Origin of the sequence: Acinetobacter sp. WCHA45 (assembly GCF_002165255.2) — a bacterium.
In the GTDB taxonomy this organism is placed as follows: domain Bacteria; phylum Pseudomonadota; class Gammaproteobacteria; order Pseudomonadales; family Moraxellaceae; genus Acinetobacter.
The window spans coordinates 1,607,262-1,628,390 of the sequence record NZ_CP028561.1; the positions used below are offsets into that span (position 1 = coordinate 1,607,262).

Annotated in this window: 16 protein-coding genes and 3 pseudogenes; 4 read left to right on the forward strand and 15 right to left on the reverse strand. The window is 38.2% G+C overall.

Annotated elements, in window-relative coordinates:
- Window positions 1-95 precede the first annotated feature (95 nt).
- Window positions 96-224 (reverse strand): annotated as a pseudogene (locus CDG55_RS09175) (IS5/IS1182 family transposase); the annotation flags it as partial.
- Window positions 225-319: 95 nt separating this feature from the next.
- Window positions 320-502, reverse strand: a pseudogene (locus CDG55_RS09180) (transposase); the annotation flags it as partial.
- Window positions 503-623: 121 nt separating this feature from the next.
- Here CDG55_RS09180 and CDG55_RS09185 point away from each other — a divergent pair.
- A complete protein-coding gene (locus CDG55_RS09185) occupies window positions 624-1,826 on the forward strand; it encodes an MFS transporter (protein WP_087536168.1) in 1,203 nt (400 codons plus the stop codon).
- A 16-nt stretch (window positions 1,827-1,842) separates the two neighbouring features.
- Here the strand turns inward: CDG55_RS09185 and CDG55_RS09190 are convergent, their stop codons facing one another.
- Window positions 1,843-2,463 carry a DUF2238 domain-containing protein gene (locus CDG55_RS09190; protein ID WP_087536169.1) on the reverse strand — a complete coding sequence of 207 codons (621 nt, stop codon included), beginning with the start codon at window positions 2,461-2,463 and terminating at the stop codon, window positions 1,843-1,845.
- 88 nt (window positions 2,464-2,551) lie between these two features.
- On the reverse strand, window positions 2,552-3,535 hold the full coding sequence (locus CDG55_RS09195) for an ion transporter (protein ID WP_087536170.1): 984 nt from the start codon (window positions 3,533-3,535) through the stop codon (window positions 2,552-2,554).
- Between the two features lie 80 nt (window positions 3,536-3,615).
- On the opposite strand from CDG55_RS09195, the pseudogene CDG55_RS09200 reads away from it, so the two are divergent.
- A pseudogene (locus CDG55_RS09200) lies at window positions 3,616-3,723 on the forward strand (2-oxoglutarate/malate translocator); the annotation flags it as partial.
- A 46-nt stretch (window positions 3,724-3,769) separates the two neighbouring features.
- Here CDG55_RS09200 and CDG55_RS09205 read toward each other — a convergent pair.
- The 7 genes from CDG55_RS09205 to CDG55_RS09235 all read right to left on the reverse strand — a co-directional run bounded on the left by CDG55_RS09205 (window position 3,770) and on the right by CDG55_RS09235 (window position 16,234).
- A complete protein-coding gene (locus tag CDG55_RS09205) occupies window positions 3,770-4,270 on the reverse strand; it encodes a hypothetical protein (protein WP_005160485.1) in 501 nt (166 codons plus the stop codon).
- A 10-nt stretch (window positions 4,271-4,280) separates the two neighbouring features.
- Complete coding sequence (locus tag CDG55_RS09210; RefSeq protein WP_087536171.1) at window positions 4,281-4,862, reverse strand: hypothetical protein; 582 nt, start codon at window positions 4,860-4,862, stop codon at window positions 4,281-4,283.
- A gap of 116 nt (window positions 4,863-4,978) precedes the next feature.
- On the reverse strand, window positions 4,979-7,618 hold the full coding sequence (locus CDG55_RS09215; RefSeq protein ID WP_087536172.1) for a bifunctional aconitate hydratase 2/2-methylisocitrate dehydratase: 2,640 nt from the start codon (window positions 7,616-7,618) through the stop codon (window positions 4,979-4,981).
- A gap of 258 nt (window positions 7,619-7,876) precedes the next feature.
- Window positions 7,877-8,236, reverse strand: a complete 360-nt coding sequence (locus CDG55_RS09220) for a hypothetical protein (protein WP_005160491.1) — start codon at window positions 8,234-8,236, stop codon at window positions 7,877-7,879.
- A 103-nt stretch (window positions 8,237-8,339) separates the two neighbouring features.
- Window positions 8,340-8,822 carry a DUF4124 domain-containing protein gene (locus CDG55_RS09225; RefSeq protein WP_087536173.1) on the reverse strand — a complete coding sequence of 161 codons (483 nt, stop codon included), beginning with the start codon at window positions 8,820-8,822 and terminating at the stop codon, window positions 8,340-8,342.
- Window positions 8,823-8,953: 131 nt separating this feature from the next.
- Complete coding sequence (locus CDG55_RS09230) at window positions 8,954-13,459, reverse strand: translocation/assembly module TamB domain-containing protein (RefSeq protein ID WP_087536174.1); 4,506 nt, start codon at window positions 13,457-13,459, stop codon at window positions 8,954-8,956.
- 48 nt (window positions 13,460-13,507) lie between these two features.
- Window positions 13,508-16,234 (reverse strand): autotransporter assembly complex protein TamA, encoded by a 2,727-nt coding sequence (locus CDG55_RS09235; protein WP_087536175.1) that lies wholly within the window; start codon window positions 16,232-16,234, stop codon window positions 13,508-13,510.
- A 162-nt stretch (window positions 16,235-16,396) separates the two neighbouring features.
- On the opposite strand from CDG55_RS09235, the gene CDG55_RS09240 reads away from it, so the two are divergent.
- The gene (locus tag CDG55_RS09240) at window positions 16,397-17,716 is read left to right on the forward strand and encodes an MFS transporter (RefSeq protein ID WP_087536176.1); all 1,320 of its coding nucleotides are present in this window, start codon (window positions 16,397-16,399) and stop codon (window positions 17,714-17,716) included.
- Between the two features lie 3 nt (window positions 17,717-17,719).
- Window positions 17,720-18,355 carry a 2-polyprenyl-3-methyl-6-methoxy-1,4-benzoquinone monooxygenase gene (gene coq7, locus CDG55_RS09245; RefSeq protein WP_005215865.1) on the forward strand — a complete coding sequence of 212 codons (636 nt, stop codon included), beginning with the start codon at window positions 17,720-17,722 and terminating at the stop codon, window positions 18,353-18,355.
- A gap of 78 nt (window positions 18,356-18,433) precedes the next feature.
- Here coq7 and CDG55_RS09250 read toward each other — a convergent pair whose 3' ends face one another.
- The 4 genes from CDG55_RS09250 to CDG55_RS09265 are packed head-to-tail and all read right to left on the reverse strand — an operon-like array spanning window position 18,434 to window position 21,108.
- On the reverse strand, window positions 18,434-18,985 hold the full coding sequence (locus tag CDG55_RS09250; protein WP_005160517.1) for a DUF2799 domain-containing protein: 552 nt from the start codon (window positions 18,983-18,985) through the stop codon (window positions 18,434-18,436).
- Between the two features lie 26 nt (window positions 18,986-19,011).
- Window positions 19,012-19,446 (reverse strand): 2-amino-4-hydroxy-6-hydroxymethyldihydropteridine diphosphokinase, encoded by a 435-nt coding sequence (locus CDG55_RS09255; protein ID WP_005160519.1) that lies wholly within the window; start codon window positions 19,444-19,446, stop codon window positions 19,012-19,014.
- Window positions 19,403-19,783: a dihydroneopterin aldolase gene (folB, locus tag CDG55_RS09260; protein ID WP_087536177.1), complete on the reverse strand. Its 381-nt coding sequence runs from the start codon at window positions 19,781-19,783 to the stop codon at window positions 19,403-19,405. Before folB ends, CDG55_RS09255 begins: the two co-directional genes overlap by 44 nt.
- A 26-nt stretch (window positions 19,784-19,809) precedes the next feature.
- A complete protein-coding gene (locus CDG55_RS09265) occupies window positions 19,810-21,108 on the reverse strand; it encodes an ABC1 kinase family protein (protein WP_087536178.1) in 1,299 nt (432 codons plus the stop codon).
- Between the last annotated feature and the right edge of the window lie 21 nt (window positions 21,109-21,129).

The following is a 21,129-nucleotide window of genomic DNA, read 5'->3' on the forward strand; positions in this document are numbered from 1 at the left end:
TCCTCTAATTAAAGTAGAAGTAGTTGCGACTATTTCTACTTTTATGATTTGACATAAATAATTAAAACTTTTTTATAATAGACTTCTTTCATAAATCATTTTTTACTCAGCTCCAAGTTATAGATTCCAGCAATTAAATTGAATCTCAAACCGAGTCTTTTGCCTCTATTTCGATAACGTTCGGCAAGGATCTTGAAGGTTTTCAGGCTGCCAAATACATGCTCAATACCCATTCTTCTTTTATTGATTTACTGATTATAGGTTGTCATCAAAAAGTAAACATGTATTCTTTTCCGAATTGGTTTGATACTTTCTCCACTCATTGCTCTATTTTATCAGCTGTCATGACTTGAAAATCTCGCCAATCATATTTCATCTGCTTCCATACCATCTCGATTCGATTTAACTCAGGCCTATAAGCTGGAATAAAATACAGATTCGTCGAAAAATTAGTTTTAAGTAGTTCTCTGTAATCAGCCATCTTTTTACTTCTATGAATTGCCAAGGTATAGCCAAAAGGCTCTACGAAATCTGATAAATATGCACAATCAATACGATAAGCTTAAGATCTAAAGTATCTTGATGGTTATAATTTAGATCTCTCTATGTTCTGATTAAAACAGTTGTTAAATTTATCTCCTCAACCTAATTTCTCTCTTTTTCTAGTGATTTTATCCTTGGCAGTTGGTAGTTTCTGTATTGGAACGACTGAATTTGTTGCTATGGGGTTGATTCAAGAAATCGCTACTGATTTAAATGTCAGTGTTCCACATGCAGGCTATTTCATTAGCGCCTATGCGCTTGGTGTTATGGTTGGCGCACCGATTATTGCAATTTTAGGAGCTAAAGTACCGCGTAAAACGCTATTACTCAGCTTGATGTTATTTTATGGTTTAGCCAATGCCGCCACTGCCTTCGCAACAACACCTGAAGCTATGCTGATATCCCGTTTTATTGCAGGCTTTCCTCATGGTGCTTATTTTGGTGTAGCCGCATTAGTTGCAGCCGAATTGGCAGGAAAACAACGTAGAGCTACTGCGATTGCACAAGTAATGATGGGACTCACCCTTGCCAATGTGATTGGTGTTCCTATTGCAACTTGGCTTGGTCAGCAATTTGGTTGGAAATCTGGTTTTGAGTTTTCTGCCGTGATTGCCTTTATTACTTTAATCGGTGTCAGCCTTTTCGTTCCCAATATTGCACCACAAAAGTCAGCCAGTATTAGAGCGGAATTGGCAGGTCTAAAAAACATCAATATGTGGCTAACGCTTGCAGTGGGTGCAGTTGGTTTTGGCGGCATGTTCTCTGTTTATAGTTATGTATCTCCAATTTTAACTGAATATACACACGCCGATATTCGTATCGTCCCGATTGCGCTAGCCATTTGGGGTGTTGGTATGGTGATTGGAGGTCTCGTTTCAGGCTGGCTAGCAGATAAAAGCCTATTTAGAACGATGATTGGAATTTTGGTGAGTTCTGCACTCGCCTTTGTACTTGCAAGTTTTATGATGTCTAATCTCTATACTGCGATTACAGCCTTATTTCTGATTGGTTTCACTGTGATTGGATTAGGTGGCGCATTACAAACACATTTAATGGACATCGCAGGCGATGCACAAACATTAGCGGCATCATTAAATCATTCCGCATTTAATTTAGCCAATGCCTTAGGCGCATTTCTTGGAGGATGGGTACTTAGCCATAATATGGGTTGGTTAGCACCGATCTGGGTGGGTTTTGTTTTAAGCCTGGGTGGTTTGGCAATTCTGCTCATTGCACTGGCGTATGCAAAATACTCACAGAAAAATGAATCTGTCGTTTCTTAATGACAGATTGATCAGTTTATCGATATGAACTGATCAATTTATTGAGTTGTTGGTTATGCCATTTAGATAAGAATAACAAGGCTGCGATCGCTCCAATTAAGGCAAAAAACATATCAGACTGGGTATCCCATTCATATCCTTGTGTACCAAGAAACTCTTGCGCACCTTGTCCAAGCGCTAACGCAGCTGCCCATTCAATCAATTCATAAGTCGCACTAATGGCTAGTACAATACAGATCACAATAAAACTAAGCATTTTCCCTTTGGCTAAAATCTGATGTCGAATCAAAATTTCCCGTGCAGCTATGGCAGGCACCAAACCCTGCATAAAATGTCCAATCTTGTCATAAGGATTTCGATCTAAACTGAACCATTGAGCGATCTCAAAACCTAGAGGTACACGTGCATAGGTATATGCCCCACCTACGATTAATACCATTGCATGCAAAAAAATTAGGCTATACAAGAGATTAGTTAGTGGAAATCTGGAATAAGTTGCAAATAAGATAGGTAAAACAACGAGAACAGGAACAACTTCCATCACCCATGTACCACGGTCAAATGGATGAATACCTGAAATGATTAAAATCAACATAAGAATAAATGCCGCACAACACAACATCAGTTTTTGACTCATATAATCTCCTCTAATTTTATTATTTTGTCTTAACATGACTCGATTCTTAAAATTGATCCTCAACTCTATTTTTCATTAAACTTGAGGTTTATTCGGATAATTTTTCACCACAATGCGGACAGTAATGATATTTCTTTTTTTCCTGTTGCTGATCTTCAAGCAGCTTCTCCCTAACCAACTGGATGATAATTTCATGAGTCTGCTCTTTTGGTAAACCCACTTTTTTCCGAATTCGTTCAATTTCAACTTGGTCATGCAACAAGTCCAGCTCATCGGCTTGCAAGGCTTCACGAAACTCCTGTTCCAGTCTTTGATTGCGCTGGTTTAATTCATTGGCAAGGCCTGAAGCTAAAATACCTGCGGGCAAAGCTGCAATACCGACACCCAGTATTGTAATGAATGCACCCAGGATACGCCCTAAATTGGTGACAGGCGTTACATCACCATAGCCCACTGTTGTCAATGTAACAACCGCCCACCACATTGCTTTTGGAATTGAGCTAAATGCTTCAGGCTGGGCTTTATTTTCCACCACGTAAATTGCGGATGCCGTCATCACAATCATAATGACCAAGATGAAAATAACCGCCTGAAATGAACCTTTTTCTCGTTGAATTACCCTTAATAATATCTGTAATGAAACAAAATATCGGGTCAGTTTGAGTAAGCGGAATAAACGTAGAACTCGTAAAAAACGCAAATCGATATGAACAAAGAAGTTCAAGTACGCAGGTAAAATCGCCATTAGGTCAATAATCGCCCCGCCACTTTTCATCCAGCGAAACCGTTGTTTCCATGCTGATTCCTGTGGATTTTTCTCAACGATGCTCCATAGCCTTAATAAATACTCTCCACTAAAAATCAGGATTGAGATATTTTCAAACAAATCAAAATAAGGTTGGTACAGCTTATAGATTTCATTAATCGACTCCAGTAGCACCGCTGCAACATTGGCAATGATCAGGGAAATCAGTACATAGTTGACACAGGTACTTACTTTACTTTTATAGTCATCATCATGCAGATTGTTGTAAACAAACCGTCTTAGGCGTTGCCATGAAAATTGAGCCATACCATATTTATCGTTATATAAATCAGGCTAAAATGTATCATGTTGCCTGAGCGTTTGATAAGTGATTTGTATTATACTAAACCATTCTTAGCGCATGGTGGAAAGAGAACTTTGTCATGAGTGTCGTCAATATCATCATCTTTATGGTGATTGGCGGACTTTGGTGGAAAGTGTTGGGTTATTGGTGATTAAATATAAGGAACATTCTGTACGAATAGAAATGTTCCTCTAAATTTAAATACCCAAATGTAGAACATACAAACTATTATTAGAATGAATGATCTTCTGCATAAGTTCTGCCAATATTTTAAATTGTCCTATCACGTCACTCTTTTGCATAATGATTTTTTCATAACCTGCTGTTTCTCGTAAAATACGATCAACATTTTCATTTGGGTCAATCACATCATCATATGCATGAACAAAAGTATATGCGCCTGTTAACGTTAAAACTTTTGGTGATAACTTTAAAACATTAACTAGACTAGAAAACAATTGAAATGCTTCTTTAGCCCCATCTCCATCAATCACTGTTACACCATAATAATTTAACCCAGTATGCCAAACTTTTAAACTTGGATTATAGGTAGGTATCCATTTTAAAAAATCATTAAAATAAACAATAAGATCATCATGGATTGAAACATCATAAGAAACCTTACCGACTAGCTCGCAGCAATCATCATAAGAGAATTCATTTTTATTCAATAAAACAAAATCATGTAGTAGTGGCATAAATAGAACCTCAGTTTAAATGGTAGTTTTCTCTATCAGTCAAAGCTTTCCACTCTTCATGGCTATAAAGCTTAAGATTCTTCAGTTGAGTACCTACTAATAAAAAGCGATCGTCCCATGTCAGTACTTCTCTACAGTCTTCTAAATTTTTGTTTGAAAAACAAGGAAATAAAGTCGGATTAAAATATATTAATCCAATTTCAAGTAAATGCTTAATCTCTTTAGGATTTTCAGGAATAGAGTGAAATACGGGTATATTTTCTATTAATTTGCGAGCAATTTCATGAGGTTCAGAATCTAAATCATCCAAATACCATTTTTGGTCATCACACCTCCATAAATAAGCAGTAAAACCATTTTGCTCAATCAGTAATGTCTCTGTAATTGCATTTGGTTCCTCATACCAAACAGAAAATGCTAAAGTTTTTGTCGGAATAATTGAAAATTTTGGCGGTTTTAAATAAGGATAATCCTTTAACATTAAAGAAACTAAATCTTTAATTGCTATTTCTAGATCCTCAACCTTCTGATTTTTATGGATAATGTTAACTAGTTCAGAAATATTATCTCTTATCGTCAAAATACTTTTCATTTTATAAAAAATAAGGGCTGATTACTCAGCCCTTATTTTAGCTTTTTGCTCAAACAAAGCATAGCTTTGTTCTTGCGCTAGGGAAAAGCCTTTCGGCTTTTCTTGATCTTAGCTCATTAAGTCAATTGAGCAGCCTGAATCTTCTTGGTATCAACTTGATCAGCTTCTTTTGTATATTCGCTCATCTTGTCGAAGTTCAAGTATTTGTAGATGTCAGCAGCAGCGCTGTCAATTTGTGACGCGTACTGTTGATATTCTTCTGGGCTTGGTAATTTACCAAGAACAGCAGCGACAGATGCAAGCTCAGCAGAAGCTAAGTAAACGTTTGCACCTTGACCTAAACGGTTCGGGAAGTTACGAGTAGAAGTTGATACACATGTTGTGTTCGGTGCTACACGTGCTTGGTTACCCATACACAATGAACAGCCCGGCATCTCAGTACGCGCACCAGCACGGCCATAGATGTTATACAAGCCTTCTTCCATCAACTGGTGCTCATCCATACGTGTTGGTGGAGCCAACCATAAGCGAGTAGACAATGAACCACCAGGTACTTTGTCAAGTAACTGACCAGCTGCACGGAAGTGACCGATGTTGGTCATACAAGAACCGATGAATACTTCATCAATCTTGTCGCCTTGAACGTCAGAAAGAAGTTTTGCGTCATCTGGATCGTTCGGGCAGCAAAGAATTGGTTCTTTGATGTCAGCTAGATCGATTTCGTAAACTTTTAAGTATTCAGCATCAGCATCAGCTTTTAACAAGCTTGGGTTGTCTAACCACTTCTGCATGTTTTCAGCACGGCGCGCCATAGTACGAGCATCGCCATAACCTTCTGCGATCATCCACTTCAACATGGTGATGTTAGAACGTAGGTATTCAGCAACTTTCTCTTCAGAAAGTGTGATTGAACAGCCCGCAGCAGAACGCTCAGCAGATGCATCAGAAAGTTCAAATGCTTGCTCAACAGTCAAGTCATTTTCCATTTCTGTTAAGTCGATCTCAAGGATACGACCAGAGAAGATGTTTTTCTTACCTTTCTTCTCTACAGTTAAGTCACCAGCTTTGATCGCGTAGTAAGGAATCGCATGTACAAGGTCACGTAAAGTGATACCAGGCTGCATTTTACCTTTGAACTTAACAAGTACAGATTCAGGCATATCAAGTGGCATAACGCCAGTTGCAGCTGCGAACGCAACCAGACCAGAACCCGCTGGGAATGAAATACCGATTGGGAAACGAGTATGTGAGTCACCACCAGTACCTACTGTATCTGGAAGTAACATACGGTTTAACCAAGAGTGGATAATACCGTCACCAGGACGTAAAGATACACCACCACGGTTCATGATAAAGTCAGGTAATGTATGGTGAGTTGTTACGTCAACTGGTTTTGGATAAGCAGCAGTGTGACAGAAAGACTGCATCACTAAGTCAGCTGAGAAGCCCAAGCACGCTAAGTCTTTTAACTCGTCACGCGTCATTGGACCTGTTGTATCTTGAGAACCAACAGTTGTCATCTTAGGTTCACAGTAAGTACCTGGACGGATACCTTGACCTTCAGGAAGACCACATGCACGACCAACCATCTTCTGAGCTTGTGTAAAGCCTTTACCAGTGTCAGCAGGTTGTACTGGAGTACGGAATAAAGTAGAAGGTGCAAGACCTAATTCTTCACGTGCTTTCGCAGTTAAACCACGACCAATGATCAAGTTAATACGACCACCAGCACGTACTTCGTCTAAAAGTACAGGCGTTTTAAGCTCAGCTTCTGCAATTTGTGCACCGTCTTTGAATGCAGTAACTTTTGCAGCAGTATGATCAATTTTCAATACAACTTCGTCGCCCATGTTCATGTTGGCAACGTCGATTTCTACAGGTAATGCACCTGCATCTTCCATTGTATTGAAGAAAATTGGAGCGATCTTAGAACCTAAGCACACACCACCATCTTTTTTGTTTGGAATGTGCGGAAGTTCGTTACCGAAGAACCAAAGTACAGAGTTCGTTGCAGATTTACGAGAAGAACCTGTACCAACAACGTCACCCACGTAAGCAACTTGGTTGCCTTTCGCGATTAATTCTTTGATTTGGTTTAATGGACCAACTTCACCTGGTTTTTCAGGGTTGATACCGTCACGCTCGTTTTTCAACATTGCATTTGCGTGTAATGGGATATCTGGACGGCTCCAAGCGTCTTGAGCTGGAGACAAGTCATCGGTATTTGTCTCACCTGTTACTTTAAACACAGTGATTTTGATTTCTTCTGGAACGTCAGCACGGCTTGTGAACCATTCTGCTTCAGCCCAAGATTGTAAAACAGCTTTAGCCGCAGCATTGCCTGCTTTTGCTTTGTCTGCTACGTCATGGAATGCATCAAATACAAGAAGAGTTTTCTTCAATGCTTCTGCAGCTAATTCAGCAAGCTCAGCATTGTCAAGAAGTTCAACTAAAGGAGCAACGTTATAACCACCAAGCATCGTACCTAGTAAGTAAACTGCACGCTCTTTAGTTACAAGTGGAGAAGTTGCTTCGCCTTTTGCTAGAGCAGCCAAGAAAGCAGCTTTAACATATGCAGCTTGGTCAACACCTGCTGGAACACGGTTTTCAAGCAAATCTACTAAAAATGCTTCTTCGCCTGCTGGTGGATTTTTTAATAAAGTTACAAGTTCAGCAGTTTGAGCATCATCAAGCGGCTTCGGTGGGACTCCGAGTGCGGCACGTTCTTCAACGTGTTGGCGGTAAGCTTCTAGCACAGTGTTATTCCTCTTTTTTAAAAAATTACTTGTAAGTTCCAGCTTGCTACAAGCTTTACAAGTAATATGGACAGCAAAATTTTACTAGACTTCGCGTTAAAAGTTAATGCAACTACCGTATTTCTACGTGATGCCCATTATTTTATAGCGAAATGTTCATCTCTTTTGAATACCGCTTTGGTCTTAGATCAAAGCTTAATAAAACAACAAATTACATGCATAAAAAAAGACAACTGATGTGTCTTTCAAATAAACCTATTAAAATGATTTATACTTTGGTAGCTGGTCATGTGGTGTAGCCAAGCATTGTTCAGTAAATTTCTGTTTCAACTGTTCACGTTCTGCATCAGGATTCGCCTTCAGTTGGTCGATTGGCATTGCATATACCGTTTCAATAATTTCAAAGATAAATTTACGTGTTGTTTCATCTTCAATTTTATCTGCATGTTCTTTTGCTTGCTTTTGTTCAATGCCATTTTGACGGTCCAAAGTAATTGAACGCGCTGCATTGCCCACACTGACACAATAACCATGCCACTGTTCTGCTGGAGTTAATTGCTTTTTATCTGCACAACCAACTAGCACCAAACCTATTGCAATCAAAAAAACTTTTTTCATCATCGTACTGCGATTAATTTGATGCACACATCATACTGAAAGTTGTTCATTTTGCAAAAAAGAAGCGTTTAAATCAGTATAAGCTGCAATAAAATAATACAAATCATTTACTGCATCGCATGCTATTACCCATTTTCTGACATTTACCGCCTGTAGAAGAAAGATAGGTTGTGCCAGCAACTAAATTATAAGGTTTACCTTTCGCATCCCAACATCTTACACCATTGCAATTCTTCACAGGGATCAGTGCTTCGCTAGCAGCTGTAATGGTTGCATTTGAGGTTGCAGTAGTTGTACCTGTTGATTTCACTGTTTGGGTTGTTACCGTTGGAACATTTTTTTGTTCTTTGTTATTGGGCACGGAAACATTTATTTCACTGGGAGTTGTCACTGTTGCATTTACATTTTTTTTAGTTGGATCAAGTTGAGGATCTTGCTTCTGAGTGGGTGGTGGTGTTGCAGAATAAGTCGTTACCCCTTTCGAATCGACCCATTTATAATACTCTTTTGCATGTGCTTGGAATGTAAAGCTGAGTAATATTAAGCCTATAGTTGCCAAAAGTTGACTTAAAGTGACAGGTTTCATCTACTCTCTCCAAAAAATGTCATTAATCTATATATTTATCAATAGCTTATTTTTATTTTAGCATATTTTTAAAAATACCTAGCATAAAAAAACCTGCTTTATTTTCATAAAACAGGTTTTCTAAAAAAGCTTTAAAAACGCCAATTATAGAATACGTCAATGGCTCTCTCTAAAGATTGACTTGCTTCTAAGTATAAACGGCGATTCATTTGATAACGTAAGGTCAATTTATTTACAGGTGTAAAGACACCAATACCATAGCGGATAAATAAATCTGGTGTGATATACCCTGTCAGGCTGACTTGAGTATCATCTCCTGTACCCTGTGCATCCAATGCCAGTCCGCTCAGACCAAAAGTTCGACCAATCTGATTCGTTAACGCCCGTGTTCCTCCTAAGCCCATACTGATGCCTGCGGCTGCAATGGTATTGTTTACATCAGATTTAAAGCCTTCTGTATTACTTAGGCCGCTACTTCCTTCATTGATACGACCTGTGACCAATGCATTCAATGCTTCTTGTTCAGATAAACCTGCATCATTATAAATTTGAACATTTGGAACGGTTGCTGTCCCAGTCACACGTAAACCAACCATACTACCTTGGACTGATTTATTCGCATCAATATCAAGTGTTGGATTCGCAAGTGGACCGTTAAAACGTGCAATTGCGCGGTTCAAATCTAAGCTTTGACCATAAGCTTCAATCTTCACTTTCTGACTTACACCAATCGCACCATTTGCTCGCATTGCAGTTTCTAAACCACGTTGTGATAAATGCAAGCGACCAACCAATGGAATATTACTTTCAAAACCTTGGAAGATCACTTGATTGCCCAATGTCAGAGTCATATCCGCGCGAATATCCCACGGTTTAGCTGCTTTTAATGTCGCAAGTAAATCTTGCCCTTGCTGTACAACTCGTACATCTGGTGAAATATTTACAACTGGTGCGGTAGTCTCTGGCATTGAAATACGCGCGCGAGGAACATCAATTGACCCTTTCAAGCTTAAGCGCTGATCAAATGGATAAACATCAAGGCTTAAATCAGGCTGGACAATTGCAGTGATCATCGGTGCCTGACGAATCAATAGGTTATCACCTTTTAAGGTTAATGCCAGATGGGGTTCCTCTTTCCAGTCAAAACTACCTTTTAATCGCCCAACCCCTTGTCCACTGTTGAACGCACCATCAATACTGGCTGAATCTTGTCGAATAGACGAATAAAGCTGAATGTTGTTTAGATTTACAGGCAGTGAAATCATACTAATTGCGCCATTTTTTAAGCGCATTTCACCTGTAAATTGTGGTTGAGTCAGTGTGCCATTAATTTTTCCAGCCAGTGCAAGCGTGCCCGCCATTGAACGCACATCTTTAATAAATGGCTTGAATACTTTGAGTTGTACATTATCAAAAGCCACTTCACCACGCATTGGCATTCCATTTTGAAATGGATTCACGATCACGTTAGCGTAACCTGTACCAATGTCCGGTGTTTTCATATCCACACGGAATAATAAGCCATCATTGACACTTTTCGCGATTAAGCTCAATTCATCATAGCTGACTGTGGTCGCAATATCTTGAGGATCATCAGGTGCAAGGCCCAATGCTCCTTTACGAGTGACTAAACTTGCATCTAGTTTTGGGCGACTACCTTTAGCCCACGAAGCTTGAGCATAACCATTCAGTTGACCAGTAACTGCTAAACCTTCTGGCATAAATACCGCAAAATCATTTAAATCTAGATTTTTAGTAACAAGTGAAAAATTACCTTTATTTTGGCTAATACGTGCCGATTGATCTAAACAAACCTGACTATGCAGACTTTGCCAACAATGCTGTCCAATATAAAGTTCAGACTGGGCTGTAGAATAAATGATCGCTGCACTTTGATTTTGTACTAAATCAATACGGCGTGATTTAAAGTGACCTTTTTGTAATTGTCCTAACCATTCATTGTTCTGATTGAAACCACCTGCAAGCTGTACATAAAAATTAGATTGGCGATTATTACTTTCAACTTTTAATATATGTGCTTTGCGCGTGCCGCCTAAGTTAATCGTTGCATTTTCTATTTCACGATTACCACTACGTAAATGATCAACTTTGGCAACTAATAATGTAGGTATTGCTTCAGAAGTCGGCAATTCACCCTGAATACGCAGCGATTTAACGCTTGCCACATCCTTAAATGCGAAATTATCCACGGCAATATTTGCTGTTGCTTTTAAACGTGGTTGTGATTGAACGTTTAAAACGCCGTAGGCACGACCTTGCAAACCTGGATAAATCTCATACAAGGCTGGAGCATTTAGTTTCACTCTTAAACTTTGTGCATTGCCTGTGGCTTGTAACTGGTTCTGAGCATAGGCAAAAAATAAGTTATTGGCTTCAAACTGTTGCGGTAAAAAACCTTTCTGGTTGGAGTCTAGCAACAAAGTAAGGTTACCACGACCACGAACAGGTTTATTATTCAGAAAACCTGCCGCGTTTAAATCCCGAATATCGATGCGCTTCAGCTTTTCAGACCAAACACCTTGTGTTTTAACATGCCCTGAGAGTTCACCTTTAAGTGTTGAAACAAAATACTGTGGTTTGAAGCGTACTAAAGATGCATTGATATCCCAACCAAGTTTATCTTTTAGGTTCACAGCACCTGTAGCAAAAATCTTACCTGCCACGCCATCATGTTTTAACTCATTAATTTTTATATATTCTGGTGTTCCTGCCACGTTGATTTTCAACAATCCATTGCCTTGATTTAATGCATTTAATGAACCGCTGTAATCAACTGCAAAACTTTTAAAACCTCCACCAGACTTCTGATCATTAAATATTAAAGCGGCTGTACTTTTGCCTTTTAATGCAACGGTTTCTATACGATCTGACTGAACAATTTGACCTTTTAAATCAATACGATCAAATTGAATGATCTGTCGATTCGGTTTTGCAAAACCAGTTGCTTTAATATCGCCATTTAATAAATTAACAGGTGCAGTAGCAACGACTGTTTGTGGATTAAAATTCTTGGCTTTAAGCTGAGCCTGCCAGGCTAACTGTTGCTTTTCAGTAGGTAGTTTAACTTTTGCTTGCCCAGATAAACTCCCTTTCGCAGCCTGATAACGAAAGTTTTCAACATTCAGTAGATTTGATTTTATATCAAGACGGGCATCATATTTACCCGTTGGTAATAATGCTTTCTCATGAGGTTTCACTGTTGTAGAAACATAGATATCTTGTTGACCTTGTTTTAAGGCGATGTCGGTATGACCGTCTTCGCTAGTCAACCAACCAATATAAGGAACTGCCCGATCTATATTTTTCCATGCCACATTTAATAGCATCGGCTGTGGTTTGTGATCTTTCGATGCAGCTTGATTGAGTTTAACAGCCCAAGTTTCATATTGATCAAAAGCAAGCTGTGCACTTAAAGCTAAACCTTTTTCAATAGACCCAGATGAACTTAAATTAGCATCTAAATTAGGCGGTAAAAAATCCTTTGCGATTTGCGGAACTGTTTTATCTTTAGGATTTAAATGATCCAAACGACCTTGAATATCCCATGAAACATGCTCATGCCAATTGACTAAACCTTTGAGCGCAATAGATCCACCCATTAATTGACCATTAAAATCTTGAATATTCAATTGATTCTTTAGATCTGTCTCCATTAAAGCATTGTATTTACCTTCGGGGATTTTCTCACCTGTCAAATCGGTATCTAGATTTAAAACCAATTTTCGAATATCGCCGCTAAATCTTGCAACACCATCTTTGGCAAATAATTTCTGTTCTTGCAACAAAGGTAAATGATAATTTTTAAAAAGCAGTTCGCCTTGCATCGGTACGTGATCACGCACTGGGTGTATAACAGCCCAACCTGTTAATAAATCTGGGGTCTGTGTTGCGACACCTGCTTTTAATGTATCTAAAGATCCCGCTGCAACAACTTTAATAGTATAAATATTTAAACTTTTTAACGATGGAATAATTAGATCTGCTTTCGCATTAATTGGATATTTACCACTAAAATCCATTTTCCCTGTGGCGTGTTGGACTGCCAAATATCCCATATCCATTTTAGAATCCTTAAACTCTAATTTGGTTCCAGACCATAGGGCATCTTTCAAGTAAATATCATTAAAACCAACTTTCGATGTTTGAGTTTTAATCTCAAGATGATCAAGAGTTGCTTCATCTACACGCAATACGAATGGAAGTTTGATTGCATCAAAGGCAAATGGCTTACCTGAAGGCGATTTTTTGTTGATCACTTTCAGATTACGTACATCAGCATGACTTAAATGTATTTCTTTATTTAAGATTGCGCGCCAACCAAGAGAAACATCAGCACGATCCAAAGTAACATCTACAGCTTTTAATTGAACTAAAACATTCTTAAGGATGATTCCTCTGAGTAAATTCCCACCCTCATATTCATAACGAATCATTTTTTGGCTTTGCATTACCCGATCTAATAAAAAACGACTGCCTTTGTCGGTAGAAATCATAACGATTAAAGAGCTAACCAATAACAAAAGTATGATCGACAAAATTAAAACAACACTTCTCACGATGCGTCGTTCTGGTCTTGGTCCAACTGGTGGCGTTAGTTGCGGTTCTACTTCCGTCATAATCAACCTAAAATTGTTTGAGCTTTTCTAAAGGATGTTTTTAAATTATTAAAGCTGTGAGCCGATGAAAAAATGTAATCGGATCGGGTTATTGTCATTGGAAATACCAGATGCCACATCAAGCCGTATTGGTCCTATTGGTGATCTCCAACGGATACCAACACCAATACTATATTCGGTTGGGTTACTAAACTGTTTGTCATATGAATTACCAAAATCAGAGAAAATTGCTGCTCGCCAACCATCTTTAAACTGATAATTGTACTCTAAAGATCCTACGCCTAAAGCTTGTCCACCGATTTTAAAACCGTTCTCCTCTGGCGAAAGACTTTTGTAATCGAAACCGCGTAAGGACTGGTCTCCACCTGTAAAGAAACGGAGGTTATAAGGCACTTTTTTAAAATCATCTGTGAAAATATAACTGGTGTCAGCTCGACCTACAAATTGGTGATTTTCATTTTCACCCAATGAATAAATAAAACGCCATCCACCTGTCAAAATTGCCATATTTGCATTTGATAATAATGACTCTGTCCCTAATTCAAGCTTGTAGGTTTGCTTAAAACCTTTGGTTGGATTCAAGAGGGAATTACTATTGGTCTTAGAAAGTTCATATCCAAATAACAAGGATTCTTGTTCCGAATCAATCCCTGATACTTTAAAAGCGTCAGGTAATTCATTGATATCAATATCCCCTTTTTTAGTTAGGCGATCTAAACGGTAACGTAAACCAATGATGTGTTGCCAATCACCCAAAGGATTTTTAATAACACGTTCACCACCTAAAACAGCGGACTCAACCAATAAATTAATATCTGGGCCAATGTCATTGCGCTCTTCACGCTCGTAACCACCGACAACATTAAAATAATCATTTAACGGATGTTTATAAGGAATGCTATATCGCCCATCTATAGATTGACGAATTTGTGACACCTCAATGTTGGCATCAAATGCATGACCATACTTATTTACAATTGCTCGTCTGTATTGACTACGCAAACGAGCACCCGTGTCTGTACCGTAACCAATACCAGTTTCTAAACTATTCAAACGGTCGGCATTAAGCGTTACTACGACTGGAATTTTTTTCTCAATTCTCGTTTGCTCTTCTAATTTCTGGCGTTCATCTTCTTCATCATCATGCTCATGTGATAAGGGCATAGAGCGTGCTAGAGCATAGGCTTGAGGGGGTTGACCTCCAGAGAATTGTGTTTCATCAACGACATTTTGCGTCACTTGTTGTGCAGAAGTTACTTTTTGTCTTGCCAATTCTGCTTTCTGTTGACTATTTAGCAATTGAGATTGTTGGATTTTCTGTTGATCGACTAAAGCTTGAAGATCTGGCGCTAACTCTAAAGTAGGCTGAACTGGATTAGGTTTAATCGTATCTACCAATGTGTAATTAAAGTAACGTGTATTCGTTAAGTTATTTGCTAAGGCATTTACACGCCAAAATGCATAGTCATCACCCTCTTTCCAAGGTGCCAAACTATCTAAAACTTTTTGAGTTAAAGGCAATGGCTTAGTTGGATCGCTCATACGATACTCAACTTGTTTAAGTTTATATCGCTCGCCCGTCTCATATTTTAGATTAATTTCAGCTACTTTTTCTGGCTGGGTAATTTTGACATCATGCAAACGCCAATAACTATCAAAAAAACCGTTATCCGATGCGGCATTCACTATCTTTGTTTTTGTTGTTTCATATTTACCGTGATTAAAGATATCCCCTTTGTCTTGTTCTGGGATCAAGCGTAAAACTTGGAAGTGAGGCAGGTTTTCACCCGCACCAGAAAATTCAATATTTTGCTCTTTAATACGGACGGGTTCATTCGGTGTGACAATGACTTTAACTTTATTATCACTTACCCTTTCAAATTTATACGTGGCATTATAATAGCCTACAGCTTGCGCAGCCTGATTGGTCAACACTCTTAACTGAGGTAAAGCGGTGTTAAAGTCTTCAAAAGATTCTTGAGTAAAACTTGATAGTTTTGCTTTTATATTTGCAGCCAACGCAGGAGGCGCGCCAGCGACATCAGCAGTAATACGCGGAATTTTCTCTGCACCCATCAAACTATCTGGGTGAAAACGATTCCATATTTTTCGGAAGAAACCGACTTTTTCTTTAGGCTGATCACTTTGTGTTTGAAACTCTGGTAGTGTTCTACCCGTTTCATTTGCTTCAACGACAATCTTACTGTCGGTTTGAATATCTTGCATCAGCAGATTAATATCCACTGGAGCCTTAGTAATTTCTATCAGTTCAGGCGGTGAAATGTCTTTAATAATTATTGGTGGATTTTTTGACGTACTTTCTCGATAAGCTTGGGCCTCATTTTTTGCATTCTCAGCCTCACGAAAAATTTCATTCGCCATTGTTTGGTCAACAGGGATAACTGGCAAATTTTCTAAATTATCATCAAGCTGAATCGGTTTTAATTCATTAATCTGATTATTAGACTGCTCTTGCTGTTTCAATGCCAACAAGCTGTCTTGTTCGGCTTGATTAGCAAGAGACTGATTTGTACTGCTTGATAAAACAGTTGATGTATCCTGAGTACTTTGATCAGATTTAACTTGATTCAAAGACTGTTGGTCTACGGTTTTATTGTTTGATGTATCTGTTAATTGTTCTTGCGCACAAGCAGCTGATATACAAGAAGTAATTAAAAAAGTTCTACAAATAAGTTTAGGAAAGCTCTGCATTTTAAATATTAAATGCATAGAATGAACCAACGTTAACTGTTTAAAATTAGCTTTAGATGACATGTAGAACTCTAAACTTATTTTTAATTTATCATTTGTGACTGGTGAAAATACTTCAAATCTTTGATTTTCATCCAATCAAATATCAAAGTATCATACATGCATTTTGTAGCATTTTTACAGTACGTCACATTTTTTTATAAAACACAATGAAGTGAACACACAATGAAACAAGATGAGCACTTAATGACATCACGTCGGTTTGCACCGATGTTTTTCACTCAGTTTTTTGGAGCCTTAAATGACAATGTTTTTAAGCAAGCTCTACTTTTAGTGATCACTTATGGTTGGATCCAGCAACAAAGTGCCCCCGTCAGTACACTCAATAATCTAGCTGCCTTATTATTTATCTTGCCTTACTTTTTCTTTTCTGCAACTGCTGGGCAAATTGCTGATAAATATGAAAGATCTCAACTCATTCGTTTTATAAAAATATTAGAAATTATCATTATGTTGATTGGAACCGCGGGGTTCTTGCTTGGAAATTTATGGTTACTACTTTTTGCATTATTTCTGATGGGGACGCATTCAACTTGTTTTGGTCCAATCAAATATGCAATTTTACCAGAAATTCTAAAACAAGAAGAATTGATGTCTGGTAATGCACTTTTCCAATCAGGTACATCGATCGCAATATTATTAGGAATGATTCTTGGAGGTGCAGTTATTGCATCATCGGAGGGAAACTTATTGTGGATTAGTGTCACTGTTGTCATCATAGCTTGCTTAGGCTATTTATGTAGCCGATTTATTTTACCTCAAAAGGTTGCAGCCCCAGATTTACAAATTGACTGGAATTTTTTTCGTACAAGTTTTCAAACTTTAAAATATGCTAAAAGCCTTCCGATCATATTTATTGTTTTGCTCGGTAATTCTTGGTATTGGTTTTATGGCGCAACCTATTTAACTCAAATTCCTCAATTGACCCAACAAAACCTGCATGCTTCTGAAAACGTTGTCAGTTTACTTCTCACCTTTTTCTCTGTTGGCATTGGTGTAGGTTCATTACTGTGCAGACGTATCGGTGGTACAGAGATCAATATTAAAATGGTACCTTACGGTGCGATTGGGTTAACGATCTTTGCTTTGTATTTAGCAGCGAGCCTCTCTTTTGTTCCTGAGCGAACTGGCGATTTACTGAGTTTAAAAGATATTTTTACCCAAGTTGCCGTGTACTATCATGTCATGCTTGCCGTGACTTTATTAGGTATTAGTGGTGGATTTTATATTGTGCCGCTATATGCAATGATGCAAGCTTACTCACCACGTTCTCACCGTGCGCGTGTAGTAGCCGCAAATAATATTCTAAATGCTGTATTTATGGTTTCTTCTGCAGTTTTCTCAATTTTAATCTTAAGCGTTTTAAAAATTGATATTAAAATATTATTTACGATTACTGCAGTTTTAAGTGCAATTTTCTCATTTTGGTTATTAAAGCGTTTAAAACCGTTGTTAGAAAATGCACCCAATACTTTAGAGGATTAATATATGCGTCATTTTACAGGTATCGATAAACTTATTAATTCTTTTGATCAGGCGCTTCGTAGCTTGGTGCCAGGGGCAACTGCTGCTCAGCGATCTAATCCAGCAAATTCAGAACCTTCACAATTATGTGTTAGCGATGCTCGCCATGTAGCAGGTTTAATGCGTGTCAATCATAGTGGCGAAGTCTGTGCACAAGCGCTTTATCATGGTCAGGCGCTCACTGCAAAACTCCCCCATGTTCGAGAAGAAATGCAACAAGCTGCGATAGAAGAACAAGATCATCTCGCTTGGTGTGAAGATCGTTTAAAAGAATTAGACAGTCATACGAGCGTACTCAATCCAATTTGGTATGGTTTATCTTATGGTATGGGCGCAATAGCAGGTATTGCAGGTGACAAATATAGCTTAGGGTTTGTCGCTGAAACCGAACGCCAAGTCAGCCAACATCTACAGGAACATATTCAACAACTTCCATCTCATGATGATCGTTCACGTAAAATTTTAGAACAAATGAATGAAGATGAATTACACCACCGCGATACAGCCTTAAAGGCTGGAGGTGTTGATCTACCTGTACCTGTGCGTATTACCATGACAGCTATATCAAAATTAATGACTAAAACCAGTTATTATTTATAAATAAAAAAGGGGAAATTGTAACTTCATCATTCCCCTTTTTTTATTACTTCAATCAATTTAAATAATTCTATTTAAAAATTAGCGCAACCCACGTTCAGCTTTAAAACGTTCCAAATTTCGAACTGCATCTTGATAACGTGATTGAACTCTGCTGCTATTGATGCGCAAATCATATAAACGTTTTCTATAATCATCACGATCCTTAACAGATAAGTCTTTACGCTCTAACTCTTTTAAATAATAGTTAATATCATTTTGTGAGCGATCAAACTCCGCGTTTGCTTGGTAGTAGCCATTTGCAACTTGATAATATATTCGCAAAGACTCACGTTTGTCTAACGGACAAATACGAAAATCACCACGCCCTTCTAACGCTTCATTAAAAATGGTTTCTGGTCGGCAGTAATAGCCCAAACCTTTTTGGTAACCTTGTTCATAAAGCTTTTGATTCGGCACAATATTGGCTTTTTGACAAGAAGAATAATATTTATCTAATCGAGATTCCCGTCCTGCTGCACCATCTTTTTCTCCAACATTAAACCAATTTGCAGTTTTACATTGTTCAACACTCATGGCAGCACAGCCTGAAAGTAAAATTGTAAAACCTACTAACAATGAAATTTTATTCATGGAATATTGTTCCTATTATTATAGTGTTAGATAGAAATAACGGGATAAGAATTTTTCCTATCGTAATCTAAATCTGGAACCTGCCACAAATCATAAAGTGGAATTTTAACATCTAAGGCTAATGGTAACTTTTTTGGATTAAATTGCATATCTTCTAAAGTCTCCCCCCAAGCAATCACATCAATATCCAAGCTAATATTATGTGATGGACGAACTCGACCAGATTGTGCTTCTAAGTTTTTCAGGGTTTCAGTGATCTCATCAACATTCAGTCGACTTTTTAATAAACAAGCTGAATTCCAATAATCGGCACCAACACGATCCCGACATGGGATTCTATAAATTGAAGAAAATTCCACTATACCTAAGCTTAATATCTGTTGATAAGCAAAAGTGAAATTTTGTTTTTGTTTGAGGTTACTCGCCAATGCGAGCGCAAAAATTGTTTCTGTTGCGTTCAAGGCGAATTCCTACTGCATTGGCTTGTGCAATGATGGCGGGTTTGCGAATGGTGATACTGATCGATTCGATCGTGGGGAAAGTCGTAAATAAACATTCAAGTACCAATTGTGCGGCGTGCTCAATCAGTTTCGGTTTAGCCTCCTGTATAACTTGGGCTGCAAGCTCACAGATTTGCGCATAGTTGAGCGTATCTTCCAACTCATCCGAGTATGCAGCGTGTGATAGATCATTATGAATGATGAGATCTAGCATCAAAGGTTGAATAATTTGGCGTTCCCAGTTGAAACAGCCAACCACAGTATCCACCTTCAACCCTTCAATTATAATGGCATCCATAATGACCTAATGAACCGATAAATAAATTAATGCTTTAAAAACGAAGCAGGTTCAATATTGTGAACCATTTTTAAACGTTGGTCAGCATAAATATCGGTATACGGTGCGAGAACACGCATGAAACGATCAAAATATAGCATTTGCTTGAATAACAAAGCGAAGTCTCGCGGGAATTTGATACCATGACGTTCACCGACAGCCACCATATCCATCATAATGTCATTCAAATCTGCTGGATTGGAACTGAGAATTTCTTGCGGATCTGCCAGTAATACACCGCTAAATAAACGCTCTAAATCATCAGCCAAGACTTGAGTGTCAATTTTATGATGAGTCATGCCCATTTTCAGCATATTCTCAGCCATCGCAACATAATTGGTATGCTGTAATGCATCCATAAATGCCATACATGCTGTCCAAACTTCAGGGTTTAACTGACCAACAATACCAAAATCAATAAAACCAATACGACCATCTTCAAGTAACATCAGATTTCCAGCGTGTAAATCAGCATGGAAACTCTTACATAGCATGAGACTACCAAACCAAGTATTCATTGCAGTAATCAGAACTTGTGTTGGGTCTTTGGCATATTTTTTAACAACATCAAAATCAGTTAATGACACCCCGTACAAGCGCTGCATGGTAAGTACACGGCGCGTTGAAAATTGATGATAAACTTTTGGTGCAGTTGCCGCTTGGTTACCTGACACATTTAAATATTGAATAAAGTCATCCAGATTCTGTGCTTCTTCAATAAAATCAACTTCACGTACCATACGTGTTTTGATCTCATCCACAATTTCAGAAAGCGATGCAAACTTGATTTTTGGAACGGCTTTTTCTAAAAGTTTTGTCGCCCAATGCACCACATTTAAATCAGTGTATAAAATGGTTTCAACACCAGGTTTTTGAACCTTTAATACCACATCTTCACCCGTAACTAGTCGAGCGGCATGGACTTGTGCAATTGAAGCTGAAGCTAGTGGCTTTTCATCGATAAAACTAAAAATTTCATTCAGATTACGGCCTTCAAATTCTTCAGCTAATACTTGTTGGATATAGCTAAATGGTAAGGTTGGCGTTTGATCTAAACAACCTTGGAATTCCTGAACGTATTCACGAGGGAATAAAGACGGCGTACTGGCAATAAATTGACCCAATTTAATATATGTTGAACCAAGCGACTCAAAGGTCTCACGCATAAGCTTTGCATTACTTGGTTTTTCAGTTGCATATTTCACACCTGCTTGTGCCGCAACAATAACTGTTTCACCGATACGTGCAACAGAACGTAATCCATCGAATAAAATATTTCTTTTCATAATCTTTCATTGCCTTACAGA

Coding starts and splice junctions, on each gene's coding strand:
- CDG55_RS09190 (WP_087536169.1), bottom strand. CDS start 2,463: ATGAGTCAAAAACTGATGTTGTGTTGTGCGGCATTTATTCTTATGTTG.
- CDG55_RS09265 (WP_087536178.1), bottom strand. CDS start 21,108: ATGAAAAGAAATATTTTATTCGATGGATTACGTTCTGTTGCACGTATC.
- CDG55_RS09205 (WP_005160485.1), bottom strand. CDS start 4,270: ATGCCACTACTACATGATTTTGTTTTATTGAATAAAAATGAATTCTCT.
- CDG55_RS09240 (WP_087536176.1), top strand. CDS start 16,397: ATGAAACAAGATGAGCACTTAATGACATCACGTCGGTTTGCACCGATG.
- CDG55_RS09225 (WP_087536173.1), bottom strand. CDS start 8,822: ATGAAACCTGTCACTTTAAGTCAACTTTTGGCAACTATAGGCTTAATA.
- folB (WP_087536177.1), bottom strand. CDS start 19,783: ATGGATGCCATTATAATTGAAGGGTTGAAGGTGGATACTGTGGTTGGC.
- CDG55_RS09220 (WP_005160491.1), bottom strand. CDS start 8,236: ATGAAAAAAGTTTTTTTGATTGCAATAGGTTTGGTGCTAGTTGGTTGT.
- CDG55_RS09210 (WP_087536171.1), bottom strand. CDS start 4,862: ATGAAAAGTATTTTGACGATAAGAGATAATATTTCTGAACTAGTTAAC.
- CDG55_RS09235 (WP_087536175.1), bottom strand. CDS start 16,234: ATGTCATCTAAAGCTAATTTTAAACAGTTAACGTTGGTTCATTCTATG.
- CDG55_RS09195 (WP_087536170.1), bottom strand. CDS start 3,535: ATGGCTCAATTTTCATGGCAACGCCTAAGACGGTTTGTTTACAACAAT.
- CDG55_RS09250 (WP_005160517.1), bottom strand. CDS start 18,985: ATGAATAAAATTTCATTGTTAGTAGGTTTTACAATTTTACTTTCAGGC.
- CDG55_RS09230 (WP_087536174.1), bottom strand. CDS start 13,459: ATGACGGAAGTAGAACCGCAACTAACGCCACCAGTTGGACCAAGACCA.
- coq7 (WP_005215865.1), top strand. CDS start 17,720: ATGCGTCATTTTACAGGTATCGATAAACTTATTAATTCTTTTGATCAG.